General features: G+C 71.1%; 16 protein-coding genes. 3 read left to right on the top strand and 13 right to left on the bottom strand.

The window, feature by feature from the left end:
* Positions 1-91: 91 nt before the first annotated feature.
* From OE229_RS15825 to OE229_RS15795, 7 genes are all read right to left on the bottom strand, one after another.
* The gene (locus OE229_RS15825) at positions 92-559 is read right to left on the bottom strand and encodes a DUF2087 domain-containing protein (RefSeq protein WP_259579870.1); all 468 of its coding nucleotides are present in this window, start codon (positions 557-559) and stop codon (positions 92-94) included.
* Entirely contained in the window at positions 559-1,878 is a 1,320-nt protein-coding gene (locus tag OE229_RS15820) for a GNAT family N-acetyltransferase (protein WP_259579868.1), read from the bottom strand. Before OE229_RS15820 ends, OE229_RS15825 begins: the two co-directional genes overlap by 1 nt.
* A gap of 247 nt (positions 1,879-2,125) precedes the next feature.
* Positions 2,126-2,557 carry a hypothetical protein gene (locus tag OE229_RS15815; RefSeq protein ID WP_259579866.1) on the bottom strand — a complete coding sequence of 144 codons (432 nt, stop codon included), beginning with the start codon at positions 2,555-2,557 and terminating at the stop codon, positions 2,126-2,128.
* Positions 2,523-3,338: a signal peptidase I gene (locus OE229_RS15810; protein ID WP_262138811.1), complete on the bottom strand. Its 816-nt coding sequence runs from the start codon at positions 3,336-3,338 to the stop codon at positions 2,523-2,525. Before OE229_RS15810 ends, OE229_RS15815 begins: the two co-directional genes overlap by 35 nt.
* On the bottom strand, positions 3,335-4,231 hold the full coding sequence (locus OE229_RS15805; RefSeq protein WP_262138810.1) for a hypothetical protein: 897 nt from the start codon (positions 4,229-4,231) through the stop codon (positions 3,335-3,337). Before OE229_RS15805 ends, OE229_RS15810 begins: the two co-directional genes overlap by 4 nt.
* The gene (locus tag OE229_RS15800; protein WP_263344718.1) at positions 4,228-4,749 is read right to left on the bottom strand and encodes a CalY family protein; all 522 of its coding nucleotides are present in this window, start codon (positions 4,747-4,749) and stop codon (positions 4,228-4,230) included. The genes OE229_RS15805 and OE229_RS15800 overlap by 4 nt, the downstream gene beginning before the upstream one ends.
* A gap of 102 nt (positions 4,750-4,851) precedes the next feature.
* Positions 4,852-5,406, bottom strand: a complete 555-nt coding sequence (locus tag OE229_RS15795; RefSeq protein WP_110862326.1) for an alternate-type signal peptide domain-containing protein — start codon at positions 5,404-5,406, stop codon at positions 4,852-4,854.
* Positions 5,407-5,799: 393 nt separating this feature from the next.
* Here OE229_RS15795 and pnuC point away from each other — a divergent pair, with 393 nt between their 5' ends.
* Positions 5,800-6,465 (top strand): nicotinamide riboside transporter PnuC, encoded by a 666-nt coding sequence (gene pnuC / locus OE229_RS15790; RefSeq protein ID WP_071404263.1) that lies wholly within the window; start codon positions 5,800-5,802, stop codon positions 6,463-6,465.
* 90 nt (positions 6,466-6,555) lie between these two features.
* The gene (locus OE229_RS15785; protein WP_182064743.1) at positions 6,556-7,188 is read left to right on the top strand and encodes a hypothetical protein; all 633 of its coding nucleotides are present in this window, start codon (positions 6,556-6,558) and stop codon (positions 7,186-7,188) included.
* A 25-nt stretch (positions 7,189-7,213) separates the two neighbouring features.
* On the opposite strand, the gene OE229_RS15780 is transcribed toward OE229_RS15785, so the two are convergent.
* The 6 genes from OE229_RS15780 to OE229_RS15755 form a co-directional block, all read right to left on the bottom strand.
* Positions 7,214-8,434: an ABC transporter permease gene (locus OE229_RS15780; protein WP_209133993.1), complete on the bottom strand. Its 1,221-nt coding sequence runs from the start codon at positions 8,432-8,434 to the stop codon at positions 7,214-7,216.
* Positions 8,431-9,366 carry an ABC transporter ATP-binding protein gene (locus tag OE229_RS15775; protein ID WP_111235848.1) on the bottom strand — a complete coding sequence of 312 codons (936 nt, stop codon included), beginning with the start codon at positions 9,364-9,366 and terminating at the stop codon, positions 8,431-8,433. The genes OE229_RS15780 and OE229_RS15775 overlap by 4 nt, the downstream gene beginning before the upstream one ends.
* Positions 9,367-9,590: 224 nt before the next feature.
* Positions 9,591-11,249 (bottom strand): glycoside hydrolase family 13 protein, encoded by a 1,659-nt coding sequence (locus OE229_RS15770; protein ID WP_262138802.1) that lies wholly within the window; start codon positions 11,247-11,249, stop codon positions 9,591-9,593.
* Between the two features lie 123 nt (positions 11,250-11,372).
* A complete protein-coding gene (locus tag OE229_RS15765; RefSeq protein ID WP_262138801.1) occupies positions 11,373-12,287 on the bottom strand; it encodes a carbohydrate ABC transporter permease in 915 nt (304 codons plus the stop codon).
* A complete protein-coding gene (locus OE229_RS15760) occupies positions 12,287-13,243 on the bottom strand; it encodes a carbohydrate ABC transporter permease (RefSeq protein ID WP_182064740.1) in 957 nt (318 codons plus the stop codon). The genes OE229_RS15765 and OE229_RS15760 overlap by 1 nt, the downstream gene beginning before the upstream one ends.
* Before the next feature lie 11 nt (positions 13,244-13,254).
* Positions 13,255-14,553 (bottom strand): extracellular solute-binding protein, encoded by a 1,299-nt coding sequence (locus OE229_RS15755; protein WP_262138799.1) that lies wholly within the window; start codon positions 14,551-14,553, stop codon positions 13,255-13,257.
* A 132-nt stretch (positions 14,554-14,685) separates the two neighbouring features.
* On the opposite strand from OE229_RS15755, the gene OE229_RS15750 reads away from it, so the two are divergent.
* Positions 14,686-15,846: an ROK family protein gene (locus tag OE229_RS15750; RefSeq protein ID WP_182064738.1), complete on the top strand. Its 1,161-nt coding sequence runs from the start codon at positions 14,686-14,688 to the stop codon at positions 15,844-15,846.
* The last annotated feature ends 40 nt before the right edge of the window (positions 15,847-15,886 follow it).

Below are 15,886 nucleotides of genomic sequence, written 5' to 3'. Positions count from 1 at the left end.
CGCATCCCACGGAGTGCAGAACCTCGCACCAGAGCGCTCGCCCCTCGCCCGGTACGAGGTTCTGCACCCCGCGCGGGACGACCCAGCAGCTTCAGGCCGGGCGGGCGGGCGCCATCCGGTAGGCCGAGCCGTCGTCCGTGCGCGTCAGGACGCCGAGGTCCACGGCATCCCGGCGCACGACGGAGACATCGGCCGCGAACATGCCGACGGCCGCGTTCAGGACGGCCTCCGGCACGACTCGGTCCGGTCCGAGTCGCTCGAACACGAGCTCCACGATCCGGACGGACAGTGCATGCCGTTCGACGTCCTTGACCGGCATGCGCTCGATCCGGTCGAACTCGAGCACCGCGGCCGGCGACTGCAGCCGCTGGAGCTCGCGTGCCGTCCGGCCGAGCACCGACGCGACGGGGCCGTCGTCGGTGACCCAGTCGAACGAGCCGACCGCCGCCCGGGTGCGGTCGTCGGCCGGGGCTCCGCCGAACACCCCCGCTCGCAGGGTGGGGGACGCCACGACGGAGACGACCTGACGTGCGCGCGCCACCACGCGGGCGACGTCCATCAGAAGTACGTGATGCCGTGCGGCGTCCGCGGCGGCAGCAACATCGCCCGGAGCAGCGCCACCGACGCCGGGTCCGCGGCGCGGACGAGCCCCGCGGCGGCCAACGTGACGGGGGAGACCGAACCGATCAGCAGCGCACCGAGCTCGGCGACGTCGAGCTGGACGTCGGACCCGGCCACGTCGACGTCGTCGGCGATGCGCGCGACGGTGCCACGGGCCTCCTGGACGTCGAGGCGGTACGTGCCGGTGGTGAAGCCGAGCGCGTCGGTGACCCCGAGTGTCAGCGACCCGTCGACGGCGAACGGTCGCGAGGCCAGCACCGCCGGCACGTCGAGGACGCGCAGCCAGACGTGGTCCTCCTCGTGGTCGACGTCGTACGCACGGTTGTCGCCGAGCGCCGCGACGATCGGGTCGTCGAGACGGGAGCGGTTGTACTTCACGACGTCGTTGAGGTCGACCGAGAGCAGGAACTCCCACAGGGCGGTGTAGGCCTGGTCGTCCGCGTACACCAGGTCGACGATCTCGAGCGCGGTGTCGGAGCCGCGGTCCTCCTTGACGCGCCAGGTGACGTAGCCGTCGACCTCGTCGGAGCCGTCCCTGCGGTGCACGGCGGCGCGGACGTCCTTGGCCTTCTGGCCGTCGGGCCCGCGCAGGCCGAACGCGATCGGCCAGGTACCGGTGTTGCGCACCATCGAGCCCGGGGTGCGGACGTGGAACCGGTCGAAGACCGCCTTGCCGGGACCGTCGGCGAGCCACTGCGGGGTCACGACCGACACCGTGCCGGAGGTCGGTGCGAGCAGGGGCAGCGCGCGCTCGCGGCGCACGTGCACGGCACGCTCGCGGATGGCGCAGCCGAAGCCGAAGCGGCGGTAGATGGTGCCCTCGGACGCGGTCAGCGACGCGACGGCGTACCCCTCGGCGACCCCGCGCTCGAGCGCGTGCGTCATCATCCGGCGCAGGATGCCGCGGCGACGCTCGGTCGGGCGGACCGTGACCGCGGAGATCGCCTGGGTGTCGACGGAGGACCCGTCGCCCCAGCTCAGCGCCTTGCGGAACCACGTGAAGGTGCCGGCCGGCCACGTCTCGTCGACGGACCCCGGGAACGGCTCGCGCACGTAGACCCCGAGGAACGTCTCTTCGTCGGCGATGAAGTGCGACGCCATGCGGGCTGCGCCCTCGGCATCGGGGTCGGCTTCGTGGAAGCCCATCCCGACGGCCTGCATCCACGCTGCCGTCTCGGCGTTCGGTGCCCCCTTGTCGTCCGTCCCGGGCGCGAACTCGCGCAGCTCGTAGCGGTCGTCGAATGCCTCGTTGCTCACGTTCCGACACTATCGGGACCGGGTGACGTCGCGACAGGCGGGCGGTCGGTCCGGTCGGCCTGGAGGCCCGGACCGCGTCCGGCGGACCGTGTGCGGTGTGTGGGCGGCTGGTTCAGGGCCCGTGCAACCGTGGAGCGCCCGCACCGGGAGCGGGAACGCGCACGGAGTCTCCGGCACTGCACGGTGCGCATGCGCGAGGAACCGGCACTGCACGACGAACCCCGCACCGTGCGATCCCGGTGCCGGGTCAGTCGGTCGCGCCCCGAGGGGGATCGACGAGCAGCCCGACGCGGTCGTCCAGGTAGTCGGCGAGGGGGACTGCGGTGCCGGCGGTCGGGGACCACCGGACCGACGGAACGTCGTCGATGACGACGAGCACGCCCTCGGCGCCGACCAGGGAGTCGTCGACGGGGATCGGGACGGCGCCGTGGTTCACGGTGTCACCGGCGCCGAACCGCCCCTTCGCGGCGGCAGCTCGGTAGGCGCGACGGACCTCGGCGGAGACCGACTGGTACTGCGAACGACCGGGTTCGGTGACACGGGTGATCGACCCGGTGGCCCAGACGCGGCCGGCGGTCTCGGGGGACGACCCGATCAGGAGTGCCCCGACCCGCCACACCCGGCCGAGTGGTCGCATCGCGGGGTCACGACGGATCCCGAGGACGGCCTTCGGCTGCACGTACTCGCCGAGTGCTTCGTCCGGGACGTCCGCGGCGCGGAGCCGTCGGGCCGCTGCGTCGAGGAGCTCCCGCGCCCGCTGCACTCCGTCCGTCACGTCCACCGAGCCTAGACCGGGTGGTGGTCGTCGTCTCGGTCCTGTTCTCGAAGGTGGTCCGCTCGACGTGGTGCGCTGCGCTGCGGCGTCCGTGGCTGGTGCCGGCGCGGCTGGTGCCGGCGCGGCTGGTGCCGGCGCGGCGACGACGTGCGGCGCTCACGAAGCCCGCGGTCATCATGACCGCACCGTACGTCAGGAGCACGCCGGCGACCGCGGGGATGAGCCAGCTCCGCGACCCGTTGACGACCTGGTTGACGATGCCGATCTCCGGCACGGAGTACCAGACCACGCCGCGGATCTGCACTGCGGTGACCGGTGCCGGGTCGGCCTCGGCGTTGTTGTCGCCCTTGAGCACGAAGGTCCGCTCGCCGTTCGACGACGACGACACCGAGACCACGCGGTGGCTGACGACCGCGGGCTGGCCGGAGACGATCTGGTAGGTGACGACGTCGCCGACCCGGATGTCGTCGATCGGGGTCGGACGGACCACGAGCAGCGTTCCCGGGGGCAGGGTCGGCTCCATCGACTGTGTCAGGACGGTGAGCGGCATCGATCCCGTGGCCTTCGGCACGACGATCAGCACGACCGCCAGGCCAGCGACGAGCAGCAGGAGTCCGGTGCTGAGACCGAACACGACGGCGTGGACGACGGCGCGCCATCCGGTGCGCGGGGTGGGGGTGCTCATGCGCCGCACCGGATCGCCGCCCCGTTGTCCTGCGTGAAGAGCGTGACGTTGCCGGTGCCCGCGACGGTCGACGTGGGGTTGCCGGCGCTGTCGAGCACCTTGACGGTGACGGTCAGCGTGCCAGCGGTGCCGGCGCTCGCAGGGACGTCCGTCGGCGCGATGGTGATGAACGCGGAGTAGTCCTGCGCCTTCTGCCCGACCGGGGTCGAACCGACGAAGGCCCCGTACCAGGTGTCCATCGGGCGGTTCGCGGCGTCCCACCGGATCTCGACGTACCAGCCGCCGTGGTCGGTGCAGACCAGCGAGGGCTTGGTGTCGACGGTCGCTGCCGGGGTGGTCAGGGTGAAGCCGCCGGCGACGACCCCCGACGTCCAGGTGCCGCTCGTGACGGTGAGGTTGACGTTCACCGTGGCGGTCGAGCCGGCCGGGGCCGACGACTGCAGGGTGCTGCGCGTGCACCACACGGCGGAGGCGCCGGCGGCGAGCTTCGCGCTCATGCTCGGCAGCGACGCCCAGGTGCCGGAGACGGACCCGGTACCGACGGCCGTGCTCGTGGTGCAACCCGCGGTCGAGGCGACCGGCCAGGCGACGACGGAGACGGCCTTGGCGAGTGCGGTCGAGCTGCCGGACACGACGGAGACGGTGGTGGTCGCGGTACCGGCGAGGGTTCCCGAGTCGGTCAGGGTGATCGGCTTCGTCGTCGAGGTGACGCTCGACGAGAACGCCGTGGTGAGGGCGCTCGTCCCGCTGATCGACGCCGCGACCGTGCCGACCGTGGTGCTCGCCGCGGTGGTGCCCGACGCGCTCCACAGTGCCCACGCGGCGCTCGACCCGCCGCCGACGAACACGGCGGTGAGGAGCACGGCGACGAGGAGTCGGAGGCGGCGGTTCATGCGGAGACCTGCGTTCCGGTGACGGTGAGGGTGAAGTCGGTGGTGGCGCCGGCGACGGTCTGCGGTGCGTCGGCGTCGAGAGCCGTCTCGAGGCACGCGATCCCGCTCGCCCCGGCCGGCAGCGTGAAGGACCCGGCGCCGGTGTCGAAGGTGGCGAGCCGCGCGCTCGTACCGGTGAGCCCGGGGACGCACTTCGCGGCCGAGGACACCATCGCGAGGTGGAGCGTCAGTTCACCGGTCGCCGCCGCGACGGACGACTTCGCGGCCGTCGTCGTGACGCGCACCGACAGGGGGATCGACCCGGTGTTCCGCACCGTGAAGGTGCCGGTGGTGCTCGTGCCCGGCCCGAGGACCGCGGTGTTCATCGCCGTGGTGCCGCTGACGCTGATGGTCGCGGTGGCGGAGCGCACCGTGGTGGCCGCCATGCTGGCGGTCCCGTTCCAGAGCGCGTACGTGCCGCCGGCGCCGAGGAGCGCCGTTCCGACCGCGACGACCAGGGCGATCGCGACCGGCCACACCCAGCGGTGCCGTCGGGCTGCGCGGTGGCGTCCCGTCGTCCGCGGTGTGGCGGTCGTCTGCGTGCTCCTGGTCGTCGTGGTCGGTGGGGTGCGATCGGGGGATCAGGAACCGATCGCGGTCTGGGTCAGCGTGAAGGCGAGCGCGCTGAGGTTGATCGAGCCGCCCTGCCCGGTGGTCGCCGACGCGGGGAGCGTCACCGTGAAGACGACCTTGACGGTCGACGTGGACGAGGACGGCGAGACGACGAAGGTGTTCGCGTTCGACGAGGACTGCACGACCGAGGCGCTCGTCGAGGTGACGGCCAGCGTCTTCGTCGTGGCGGCGAGCAGCGCGGCGTCGCCGGTGATGCTCTGGTTGGCGTACGTCAGGTTGGCCTTGAGGTCCTGGCCGGTCGCGCCGATGTTCAGCGTCTGCGTGAACTGGAACGTGTTGCCCGGGACCATCAGGGCCTTCGTCGGGTCGATCGCGGTGGAACGACCGTTCGTGATGTCGGTCCAGGCGCCGTCGTTGTTGGCGCTCAGCGTCAGGGTGCCGGCGCTCACGGCGGACGCGGCGCTCGAGGCGCTGGCGTTCCAGAGGGCGAACGTGCCCGCTCCGCCGAGGAGGAGTGCGACGCCTGCTGCGCCGGCGATGGCACCGGTGACGATCTTGTGCATGGGGTGGATCCGTTCCTGCGTGCTCGGGGCACGCTGAAGCCCACCGGGGACATTCGGGCGTCGGGTCCGGTGGGGAGGTTGTCATCGACCCAGTGGTTGGAGGGGGTCGCGGCTGACCGGTGCCGAGAGCGGTCGCCGGGCCTCGGAGCGCAGGTACTGCTGCTCGGGCGGGCTGGACTCGCTCTGGTGTCGACGTTACCTGTCCCCCAAAGTGCCGACAAGCGAGAACGAGCGTTCGCTCGGACCCCAGAATGGGGGTGATTTTTGTCCCCGCTAGGGAGGACATGATTTGTACCCCGATTTCTGAGCACACGCTTCATGTGCGCAGGGTGATCGCAGAAGGAATGCCGGTACGCACGGCGTCGTTGCACCGTCCGGAAACGAGGAGGGCCCATGGACATCGTGCGCTGGTTGTTCGACGCGCAGATCGTCATCGGCGACCAGACGGTGCTCTGGCGCGAGGTGATCGGCAACGTCTTCGGGCTGCTCAGTGCCCTCGGTGGCATGCGTCGGAAGGTCTGGGCCTGGCCGGTCGGACTGGTCGGCAACGCCCTGCTCTTCACCGTCTTCATGGGAGCGCTCTTCGACACCCCGAACCCCGTCAACCTGCTCGGGCAGGCCGGCCGTCAGGTCATGTTCATCATCGTGAGCATCTACGGCTGGTACCGGTGGACGCACCGGCCCGAGGACGCGACCACCGTGATCGACCCGCGCTGGGCCTCCTGGCGGACCCGTCTGCTGCTCGTCGTCGGCATGGTCGGCGGCACCGCCCTGCTGACCCCCGTCTTCCGCGCGCTCGGGTCGTACGAGCCGGTGTGGAGCGACGCGTGGATCTTCGTCGGTTCGCTGCTCGCCACCTACGGCATGGCGAAGGGGTGGGTCGAGTTCTGGCTCATCTGGGTGGCGGTCGACCTGGTCGGCGTGCCGCTGTTGTTCTCCGCCGGGTACTACGCCTCCGGGTTGATGTACGTCTTCTACGGCGTCTTCACGTTGACGGGGTTCTTCGTCTGGATGCGCCAGCGGGTCCGCCCGCCGGCGGCGCCGGTCACCGTCGGCTGACCGCCGTGGCCGAGGCTCGCTGACGCGGCCGGGAGCACGGCCCCCGCTCTGGGACGAGACAAACGGCTCGCGATGCGCTGCAATGGTCGGATGGAACCCCTGCACGGCGAACGGGTCGAGGACGACGAGTCCCTCGCGGAGCGCACGGTGCGCGCGGCCATCCGCGCCTACCGGCTGCACCCGTTCGACGCCGTCGACGCGGCGGTGGTCGCCGAGGTGGCCGGCATCCCGCTCGAGACCGTCGAGCGGTTGTTCCCGACCTGGCACGCCCTGCTCCTGGTCACCTACGACCGGTGGGCGCAGCTGCGGGGGACCCGGCGGAAGAACCCGCCGACGTGCACCATCGAGCACGTCCGTCTGACCCTGGCCGAGGACGTCGCCGATCCCGGACTCGTCCGGGTCCTCGCGGGCCTGATCACCGTGGCCAGCTCGGAGTCCGGCTTCGCCGAGCTGTTCCGCAAGCGGTTCGAGGAGTACGCCGAGCAGCTGACCGTCGGGCTGCAGCGCGACTTCGACCGCGGCTCGGAAGAGGCCGGCATCCCCGCGTACCAGGCGGCGACCCAGCTGCTCTCGGTCTACGAGGGGCTGCAGATCCAGATGCTCGTCCGCCCGCACATCGACGTCCTGGTGGAGTTCGACCGCGCGGTGAACACGCTGCGCCAGGGATGGAAGCGGCACGCCGTCCCGTCGTGGGACCTCGACGAGGCACCCGTCCGCGTCTGACGCCGTGCGGCACCGACCGACGAGGTCAGCCCCGACGCCCCCGCCGCCACGACAGCACCTGCCGCACCGTCACCTTCGAGCCGTACTGCGCGACCGAGTGCCGGAACAGGTACTCCGCGAACCACAGCAGCAGACCGGCGACGACGAACACCTCGACGATGCAGACCACCGACTCCGTCACGGTGAGGGCCCCGACGGCGTTCCGCACCATCGCGGTGATCGGCGTGAAGGTCGGGAAGTACGTGAAGAACTGGGCGACGGGCGACGTCGGCGTCGTCATCACGAAGAACGCCGCGTACAGGGGGATGATCAGCGCGAAGATCGCCGCCGACTGCAGGGCCGAGGCGTCCTTGATCGACGGCACTGCGGCCCCGACGGCGACGAACAGCCCGGACGCCAGCAGCACCCCGCCGACGAGCAGCAGCGCTCCGGTCACCATCCGCCACGGGTCGACCGTCAGCCCACCGAGCTGCGACGACACCAGCGGCAGGGCGACGAGCAGCCCGACCAGGCCGGGCACGACGAACACGCTGACCTGCACGAAGCCGACGAGCAGCATCGCGATGACCTTGCCGCGGATCAGGTCGCCCGCGGTCACCGTGGTCAGGATCATCTCGGAGATCCGGTTCTCCTTCTCCTCGACCACGACGGTGACCATCCGTGCGGCGAGCAGGATGACGAGCCCGAAGAACGCGGCGACGAACAGGAACGGCGGCACGACGGACAACCAGCCCGGTGCGACCCGGCCGTCGGCGTAGGTGGTGACGTCGGTGGCGGGTGGACTGCGGAGCAGCTCCACGGTCTCGGGGTCGTCGACCGACGCGGCGACGCTCTGCTCGAGCACCCGCTCGGCCAGGGACGAGTACACGCCGTTGGCGAAGAGCCCGCGGTCGGCGGCGTCGACCCGGATGGCCGTCGTGGACGGCGACGACGGGAACGCGATGAAGGCGTCGAGGTCACCGGACCGGACGGCGGCGCGGTCGGCGGCGGCGTCGGTGGACGGCGTCCCACCCCACTTCGCGGCCACGGACTCCGACACCAGGCCGGACTCGTCGACGTAGTGGAACGGGGTCTTGGTGGCGGACGACCCGGACACCACGGAGTTCGTGCCGGCGGCCTGCCCGATACCCACGAGCAACGACACGACCACGATGACGACCGGCAGCGCGAGGGTACCGATCCAGAACGCGGGCTTCTTCACCGCGCGGACGAACTCGAACCGGACGACCGTGCCGAGGCTGCTCATGCCGCTGCTCCGTCCGACGATGCAGCGGCGAGGGCGTCGTGCCCGTAGACCTGCACGAAGATCTCGTCGAGCGGGATCCGGCGCATCTCGAACGCGGTGACGTGCACCCCGGCCGCGACCAGTTCTGCCAGGACGTCCGCACCGTCCGGAGCGGCGGCCTGGGTCGGCACCAGGTAGGCGACGTGCCCCTCGTGGCGGGCGAGCCGGTACAGCGGCGACTTCGGCACGGGGCCGTCGAGCCCGACGCGGGCGACGGCGCCACCGAAGGCGTCCTGCACGTCGGGCACGGATCCGTACGCGGCGGCCCGGCCGTCCTTGAGGAGCAGGATGCGGTCGCAGAGCCGCTCGACCTCGTCCATGTGGTGCGTCACGAGGACCACGGTCGCGCCGTCGGCCTTCCGCTCGTCGACCAGGTCGAGCAGGAGCCGCCGGTTCACCGGGTCGAGGCCCTTGGTCGGTTCGTCGAGGATGAGCAGCCGTGGCCGGTCCATGATCGTGATGCCGAGCTGGACCTTCTGCTGCTGGCCGCCGGACAGCTTGTCGACGCGCAGCTTCGCGCGGTCGGCGAGCCCCACCCGGGCCAGGTAGTCCATGCTCCACGCGGTCGCCTCGGCGCCGCGGAGCCCGCGCAGGCGCCCGAAGTAGGTCATCACGTCGATGACGGACTCCTTGCGGTACAGCCCGCGTTCTTCGGGCAGGTAGCCGATGCCGCCGGTGGCCGGTCGGTAGGGCCGGCCGTCGATCGTCAGCGTGCCCGCCGTCGGGGTGGTGATGCCGAGCAGGGCCCGGATCGTCGTGGTCTTGCCGGAGCCGTTGCTGCCGAGCAGCCCGAACGTCTCGCCGGGGGCGACGTCGAACGACAGCCCGTCGACCACGTTGCGGTCGCCGAACCGCATCACGAAGTCCTGCACGCTGATGCTCGCCCCGCTCATGCGGTGACCCTACCGGGACTTCCTTCCCAGAACGGCCGCGATGGGATGCGAGAACGGGTGTACCTGATCAGAACTTCCGGCCCAGGACGCCCGTTTCCGGCAGGGACGCCGCGTTCCGCGGGGAGACGCGGGGAGACGCGGGGACGACGGACGGGAGGCGCGGTGCCAGCTGGCTCCGCGCCTCCCGTCCGTCGTCCGGTCGCGCCCAGGGCGCGAGCGTCGCGTCAGGAACGCAACCAGGCCGTCCCCACGCCCGACAGGGCGCCGTCGACCACGGGGGCGGAGGCGAGCAGCAGCTCGCCGGCCGGCAGTGCGAAGGGCTCGTCGCCGAAGACCGTCACGCTCGTCCAGCCGTTCGGCCGACGGAACGCGAGCACGTCGTCGCGGCCGGTCTCGATCCACTCGAGCTGTTCCTCGGACTGCAGCTGGCCACGCAAGCCGAGCGCCTTCCGGTACAGGTTGAGCGTGGAGTCGGGGTCGGCGTCCTCGGCCTCGACGTTGGAGTCGGCGAACCACGCCGGCTGCGGCAGGTGCGAGCCGTCCGGACCGAAGCCGAACGACGTGCCGGTGCGCGTCCACGGGATCGGCACGCGGCAGCCGTCACGACCGACGTCGACACCCGGGTTGCGGAAGAACGCCGGGTCCTGCCGGTCGGCGTCCGGGATGTCACCGACCTCGTGCAGGCCGAGCTCCTCGCCCTGGTACAGGTAGGCGGAGCCGGGCAGGGCGAGCTCGAGCAGCGTGGCGGCCTGTGCGCGACGGAGGCCGAGCGACCGGTCGAGCGCGTCCTGCGAGCCGCCGGCGAGCAGCCAGGCGCTGCCCTGCTTGTCGGTGCCGCCGGCGCGGGGCGGCAGGGCGTAGCGGGTGGCGTGCCGGACGACGTCGTGGTTCGAGAACACCCACGTGGTCGACGAGCCGGACTGCTCGGCGAGGCCGAGGTTGAACTCGATGATCGTGCGGAACTGGCCGGCGTCGAAGTCGGCCTCGAGCAGGTCGAAGTTGAACGCCTGACCGAGTCCCTCGGCGCTGGCGTAGCGGGCGCGGCGGTGGGCAGGGACCCAGGCCTCGGCGACCGCGGTGCGGGCCGGCGTGTACTCGTTGAAGACCGTCCGCCACTCGGCGTAGATGTCGTGCACGTCGTCACGGTCCCAGAGCGGGTGCGTGCCGTCCTTCGGCATCTCGGCGAGCTCGGCCCAGGTGGGCAGGGTCTCGCCCAGGTCCTTCGCCAGCCCGTGGGCCACGTCGATGCGGAACCCGTCGACACCGCGGTCGGACCAGAAACGCAGGGTGTGCAGGAAGTCGTCACGGACCTCACGGTTCGCCCAGTTCAGGTCGGGCTGCTCCTTCGCGAAGCTGTGCAGGTACCACTGGCCGTCGCCGACGGCGGTCCAGGCCGGCCCGCCGAAGATCGAGATCCAGTCGGCGGGGGCTTCCTCGCCGGACGGCCCCGTGCCGTCGCGGAACACGTAGCGGTCGCGGGCGGGGGAGCCCTTGGGTGCTGCGAGCGCCTCGCGGAACCACTCGTGCCGGTCGCTCGTGTGGTTCGGGACGACGTCGACGATCACTCGGATGCCGGCGGCGTGCAGTGCTTCGACCATCCGGTCGAAGTCGTCGAGGGTGCCGAGGCGCGGGTCGACGTCACGGTAGTCGTCGACGTCGTAGCCGCCGTCGGCCAGGGCGGACGGGTAGAAGGGGCTGAGCCAGACGGCCTCGACGCCGAGCGAGGCCAGGTACGGCACCCGCTCGGTGATGCCGGGCAGGTCGCCGATGCCGTCGCCGTCCGCGTCGGCGAACGAGCGGGGGTAGATCTGGTAGACGCTGGCCTGGCGCCACCAGGTCTCGTCGTGCGAGGTGGCGGCGGGCTGGGCGAGGGTGTCGGTCACGTCGGGCCTTTCGTGGGTCGAGGGGTTCGTCGGGTTCGAGGGGTGTGTCGGTCGGGCCTGCACCGGCGATCGCGGCCGGGACCGCACCGGCGGTGTCGGTCGGGCCTGCACCGGAGGTGTCGGTCACTTGATCGCGCCCTGGGTCACGCCGGCCATCACCCACCGCTGGGTGACGAGGTAGACGATGATCGCCGGGGCCATCGCCATCAGGTACGAGGCGAACGACACGTTGTAGTTGTTGCTGAACTGCGTCTGGAACATCTGCTGCAGCACCGGCAGGGTCTGCAGCGCCGGGTCGGAGGTGATCAGCGACGGCATCACGAAGTCGTTCCACGACGCGAGGAACGCGAAGATGCCGACGGTGGCGCTCATCGGTGCCAGCAGCGGGAACACGAGTCGCCAGAACACCTGCCCCGTGCTCGCACCGTCGATGCGTGCACTCTCCTCCAGCTCGGCCGGGATCGACCGCAGGAAGGCCGTGAAGAGCAGGACGCTGAAGGACAGCTGGAACATGACGTGCAGGATCGCGACCCCGAGCGGGTTGTCCAGGTGCGCGAGCCCGGTGAGCTTCACCTGCGACAGTGCGAGCACGGGGAACGGCAGGAACATCGCCGCGAGCAGGTAGAAGAACGACCAGCGGAACAGCCGTCGGTCCCAGTTCCGGGCGATCGCGTAGGCCGTGAACGAGGCGAGCAGGATCGTGCCGACGACGGTGATCGCGGCGACGAACACCGAGACCCCGAACGCCCGCGGGAAGTCGGTCAGCTGCCACGCCTGCACGAAGCCGTCGACGCTGAACGGTGCCGGCAGCGAGAACGCGTTGCCGTCGACGGCCTGGCCGGTGGTCTTGAACGCCATCGTCAGGGTGACGTACAGCGGCACGAGCACCGACAGCGCACACAGCAGGAGGACGACCGTGACGGGCCAGTTGAAACGACCGCGGCCGGCCTTGCCCGAGCCGGAGGACCGGTCCGCGTCGACGGAACGGATGCTGCCGGTCGCGGTGGTCCCCGGTCGCAGGGGTGCTTGCAGGGACATCAGAGCGCTGCCTTCCCGCGGGTCGCCCGCAGCTGGATCACGGCGATGACGACCGCGATGACGAAGAAGATCGTGGCGTTCGCCATCTGGTAGGCGTAGTCGCCGCCGTTGAAGCCCTTGAAGATCGACATCGCGACACTGGTGGTCGAGGTGCCGGGGCCGCCGTCGGTCAGGCCGACGATGATGTCGTACGAGTTCAGGAAGTTCTTGAACCCGATGACCAGGTTGATCAGGATGTAGCCCGCCGTCAGCGGCGCGGTGATCGAGACGAGCTGCCGCCAGGCGCTGGCACCGTCGAGGGCGGCTGCCTCGTACACCTCGCCGGGGATCGAGAGGACGCCGGCGATGTAGATGAGGAGCGTCGACGGGATCGCCTGCCAGGCGGTGACGACCACGATCGCCAGCCAGGCCAGGTCGGGGTTCGCCAGGATGCTCTGCTCGAGCGGCCCGAAGCCGATCGCGGTGGCGAAGGCCGGCAGGCTGTTCGCGAACAGGAACGAGAACACGTACGCGATGACGATGCCCGAGATCACCATCGGCAGCACGAACACCGCACGCAGGGCGATCTTGCCGCGGATCTTCGACGTCAGCGCGATGGCGAGCAGGAAGGCGATCGCGTTCACGACGATCACGGTGACGAGCGAGAACCCCAGCGTGAACAGGTACGCCTGCAGGATCGCGGGGTCGGAGAACACCGCGATGTAGTTGGTGAGCCCGGTGAACCGGAACTCGCCGAAGCCGACGGAGTTCGTGAAGCTCAGCACGATGCCCATCACCGCGGGCAGCGTGATCGCGAGGGTGAACAACACCAGGGTGGGCAGCAGGAACGCCAGGAAGAGCGGGTCGACGCGGGGCTTGCGTCGTCCGTCCCGTCGTCCGGACTGGAGGCGCGGCGCGGCTCCGCCCCGTCGGCGTCGGGCCGCCGTCGTGACGGCTTCGGTGGTCGTGGTTGCCATGAGACGTCTCCTTACGCGGCCGTGCGGAGCGCGAGACGCGCCCAGTCGGCGTCGAGGGTGCGGAGCTGGCGCTGCGGGTCGCCGCCGAAGGCGATCGACTGCGCGTAGTTCGCGACCGGGATCTCGGCGGGGATGAGCTGCGATGCGCCGAGGTAGAAGGCGGCGTCGTCGTAGTACGACTGCATGCCGCGGAGGGCGGGATTCGACGCCGGGGGAGCGTCCTTGCGCACACCGAAGCCGTTGTTGTCGGCGTTGTACCGGTCGTTGACCTTCGTGCTCATCAGGAACGACAGGAACTCGCGGGCGGCCTCCTGCTTGCGCGACGCCTCGGGGATCCAGAGCGCCAGGTCGACGTTCACGCGGACCTTGCGGTCGGCCGGGTCGTCGGTGACGGGCAGCGGGAAGGTGCCGAGGTCCATGTCCTTCGTGGTCTTGGCGATCTCGCCGAGTGCCCACGGTCCCTGCAGGTACATGCCCGCCTTGCCCTGGGCGAAGGCGAGGTTGCCGTCGCCGTACCCGCGGCTCGCGGCGCCGTCCTGGTGCCAGGCGCGGAGCTGCACCATGCGCTCCATCGGCTCCCGCAGGTCGCGCTCGAACGAGACGGCGGACCCCTTGCCGACGTCCGTGCCCTCGCGCCGGAGTGCCTCGAAGGTCGCCGGGGTGTCGATCATGCCGCCGATCGAGTAGTCGAACATGCCCTGGGCGATCGTCCAGTTGTCCTTGAACGTGCCGTAGATCGGGGCGATGCCGGCCCTGGTCAGGCGCTCGCAGACGTCGGCGAACTCGCTCCACGTCGTCGGGACCTCGAGCCCCTGCTGTGCGAAGAGCGCCTTGTTGTAGATCACCGACGCCGCGGTCACCGAGTACGGCAGGGCGCTCTTCCGGCCGGGGTAGTCGGCGGTCTGCTCCATGAGCGGCCACAGGTCGGGGTTGATGGTGTCGGCCTGCGGCAGGTCGGACAGGTCGGTCAGCGCGCCGTGCTCGACGAACGGCACGACCGAGAAGTTGTAGTTCCAGCAGCCGAGGTCCGGCGGCCGGTTCCGGACGAAGTTCGCGGACATGCTCGACGTCGAGTCGCGGACGACCCGGACCCTCGACTGGGTCTGGTGGAACTGCGCGATGACATCGTCGAAGTAGCCGATGACCTCGGGCTTCGACACGTAGAACGTGATGGTCTCCGGCTTGGCGCTCGAGGACCCGATCGGGGTGCATCCGGCGAGCGCGAGGCCCGCCCCGATGCCGCCCGCTCCGAGCAGGAACCCGCGTCGGCTGACCGATGCTGCGCTCCTGGCGGTGGCGTGTGCTTGCACGTCGTCTCCGTCCGTCCGGACCCGGCGTCCCTGCCGTTCCGTCCCGCGAGCGGCTCCGATGCTGCCCGCGGAACTAAATGTAGCGAGAAAATCTAATTCCGCAAGGAACTCGTCGCGCGATAGGGTCACGACATGCCGCCACCCCGTGGAACGAGCGCAGAGACGCTGCTCGCGTACGCCTTCGACTCGTCGGCGTTCACCGCGACCGAGGCGATCGACGCCACCGGGCTGACCCGGTCCACCGTGCTGGGTGCGGCCGAGGAACTCGTGCGGCTCGGCTGGCTCCGCGAGCTCGACGACGCCCGGGCCGCGGGGGAGTACCGGATGGGACGCCCGGCACGCCGCTACGAGCTCGACACGGTCGCCGGGGTCGTCGTCGGTGTGGACGCCGGCCAGCACCGGGTCACCGCCTTCGTCGCCGACCTGCGCGGCACGGTGCTCGGTCGTGCCGAGGGGGCGCTCGGTGCATCGGGCCTCGACGTACCCGTTCGGCTGGGAGTCCTCGCCGACACCGTGGCCGCCGCCCTCGCCTCGGCCGGCGTCGACCGCGAACGGGTCCTGGTCACCGTCGTGGGCATCCCCGCACCGGTCGACGCCGCCGGTGCCTCGCCCGACGACGGCGGCTTCTGGGTCCGGATGAACCCGGGGTTCGCCGACGCCGTGCCGGACGGGCGGGTGCTGGTCGAGAACGACGCGAACCTCGCCGCGCTCGCCGAGCGGCCGTCCTCTGGTGACGCCTCGTTCGCGGCGCTGCTGTCCGGCGAACGCTTCGGCGCGGGCCTCGTCGTCGACGGGGTCCTGCTGCGCGGTGCCCACGGTGGTGCCGGGGAGATGCGGGTGCTCGAACTCGTCGAGGGTGTCGGGTCGTCCGACGGCATCGGTGCCGTCGCCCGCACCTTCGTGGCCGACGCCGTCGCCGCCGGGCACATCCCCGCCGACACCGCGCTCGCCACCGACGCCGCTCTGGTGTTCGCGGCCGCACGGAACGGCGACCCGGTCGCGCGCACCATCGTCGACCGTCTGGGCGATCGCCTGGCCCGCGTCTGCATCCTGCTCGCGAGCCTGCTCGACATCGACCGCGTGGTGGTCGCCGGCGCGATCGCCCAGCCCGCCGTCGCCGTCATCGACCGCGCGCGCGACCTGCTCGCGAAGGGACACTTCGACCCGGTGCCCGAACTCGTCGCGTCCTCGCTCGGGGCTGATGTCGTCGTGATCGGGGCCGTGGCCCACGCGGTCGACGCGGTGCGGGCCGACCCGCTGTCGTTCGCGCTCCGGCCCGCGCTCGCGTCGTGACGGCACGGCGCACCGGGAACGCTCTGATCTGACAGGATCT

It is taken from the genome of Curtobacterium poinsettiae, assembly GCF_025677645.1.
GTDB lineage: Bacteria > Actinomycetota > Actinomycetes > Actinomycetales > Microbacteriaceae > Curtobacterium > Curtobacterium poinsettiae_A.
This window is presented reverse-complemented; position numbering and strand designations above follow the sequence as displayed.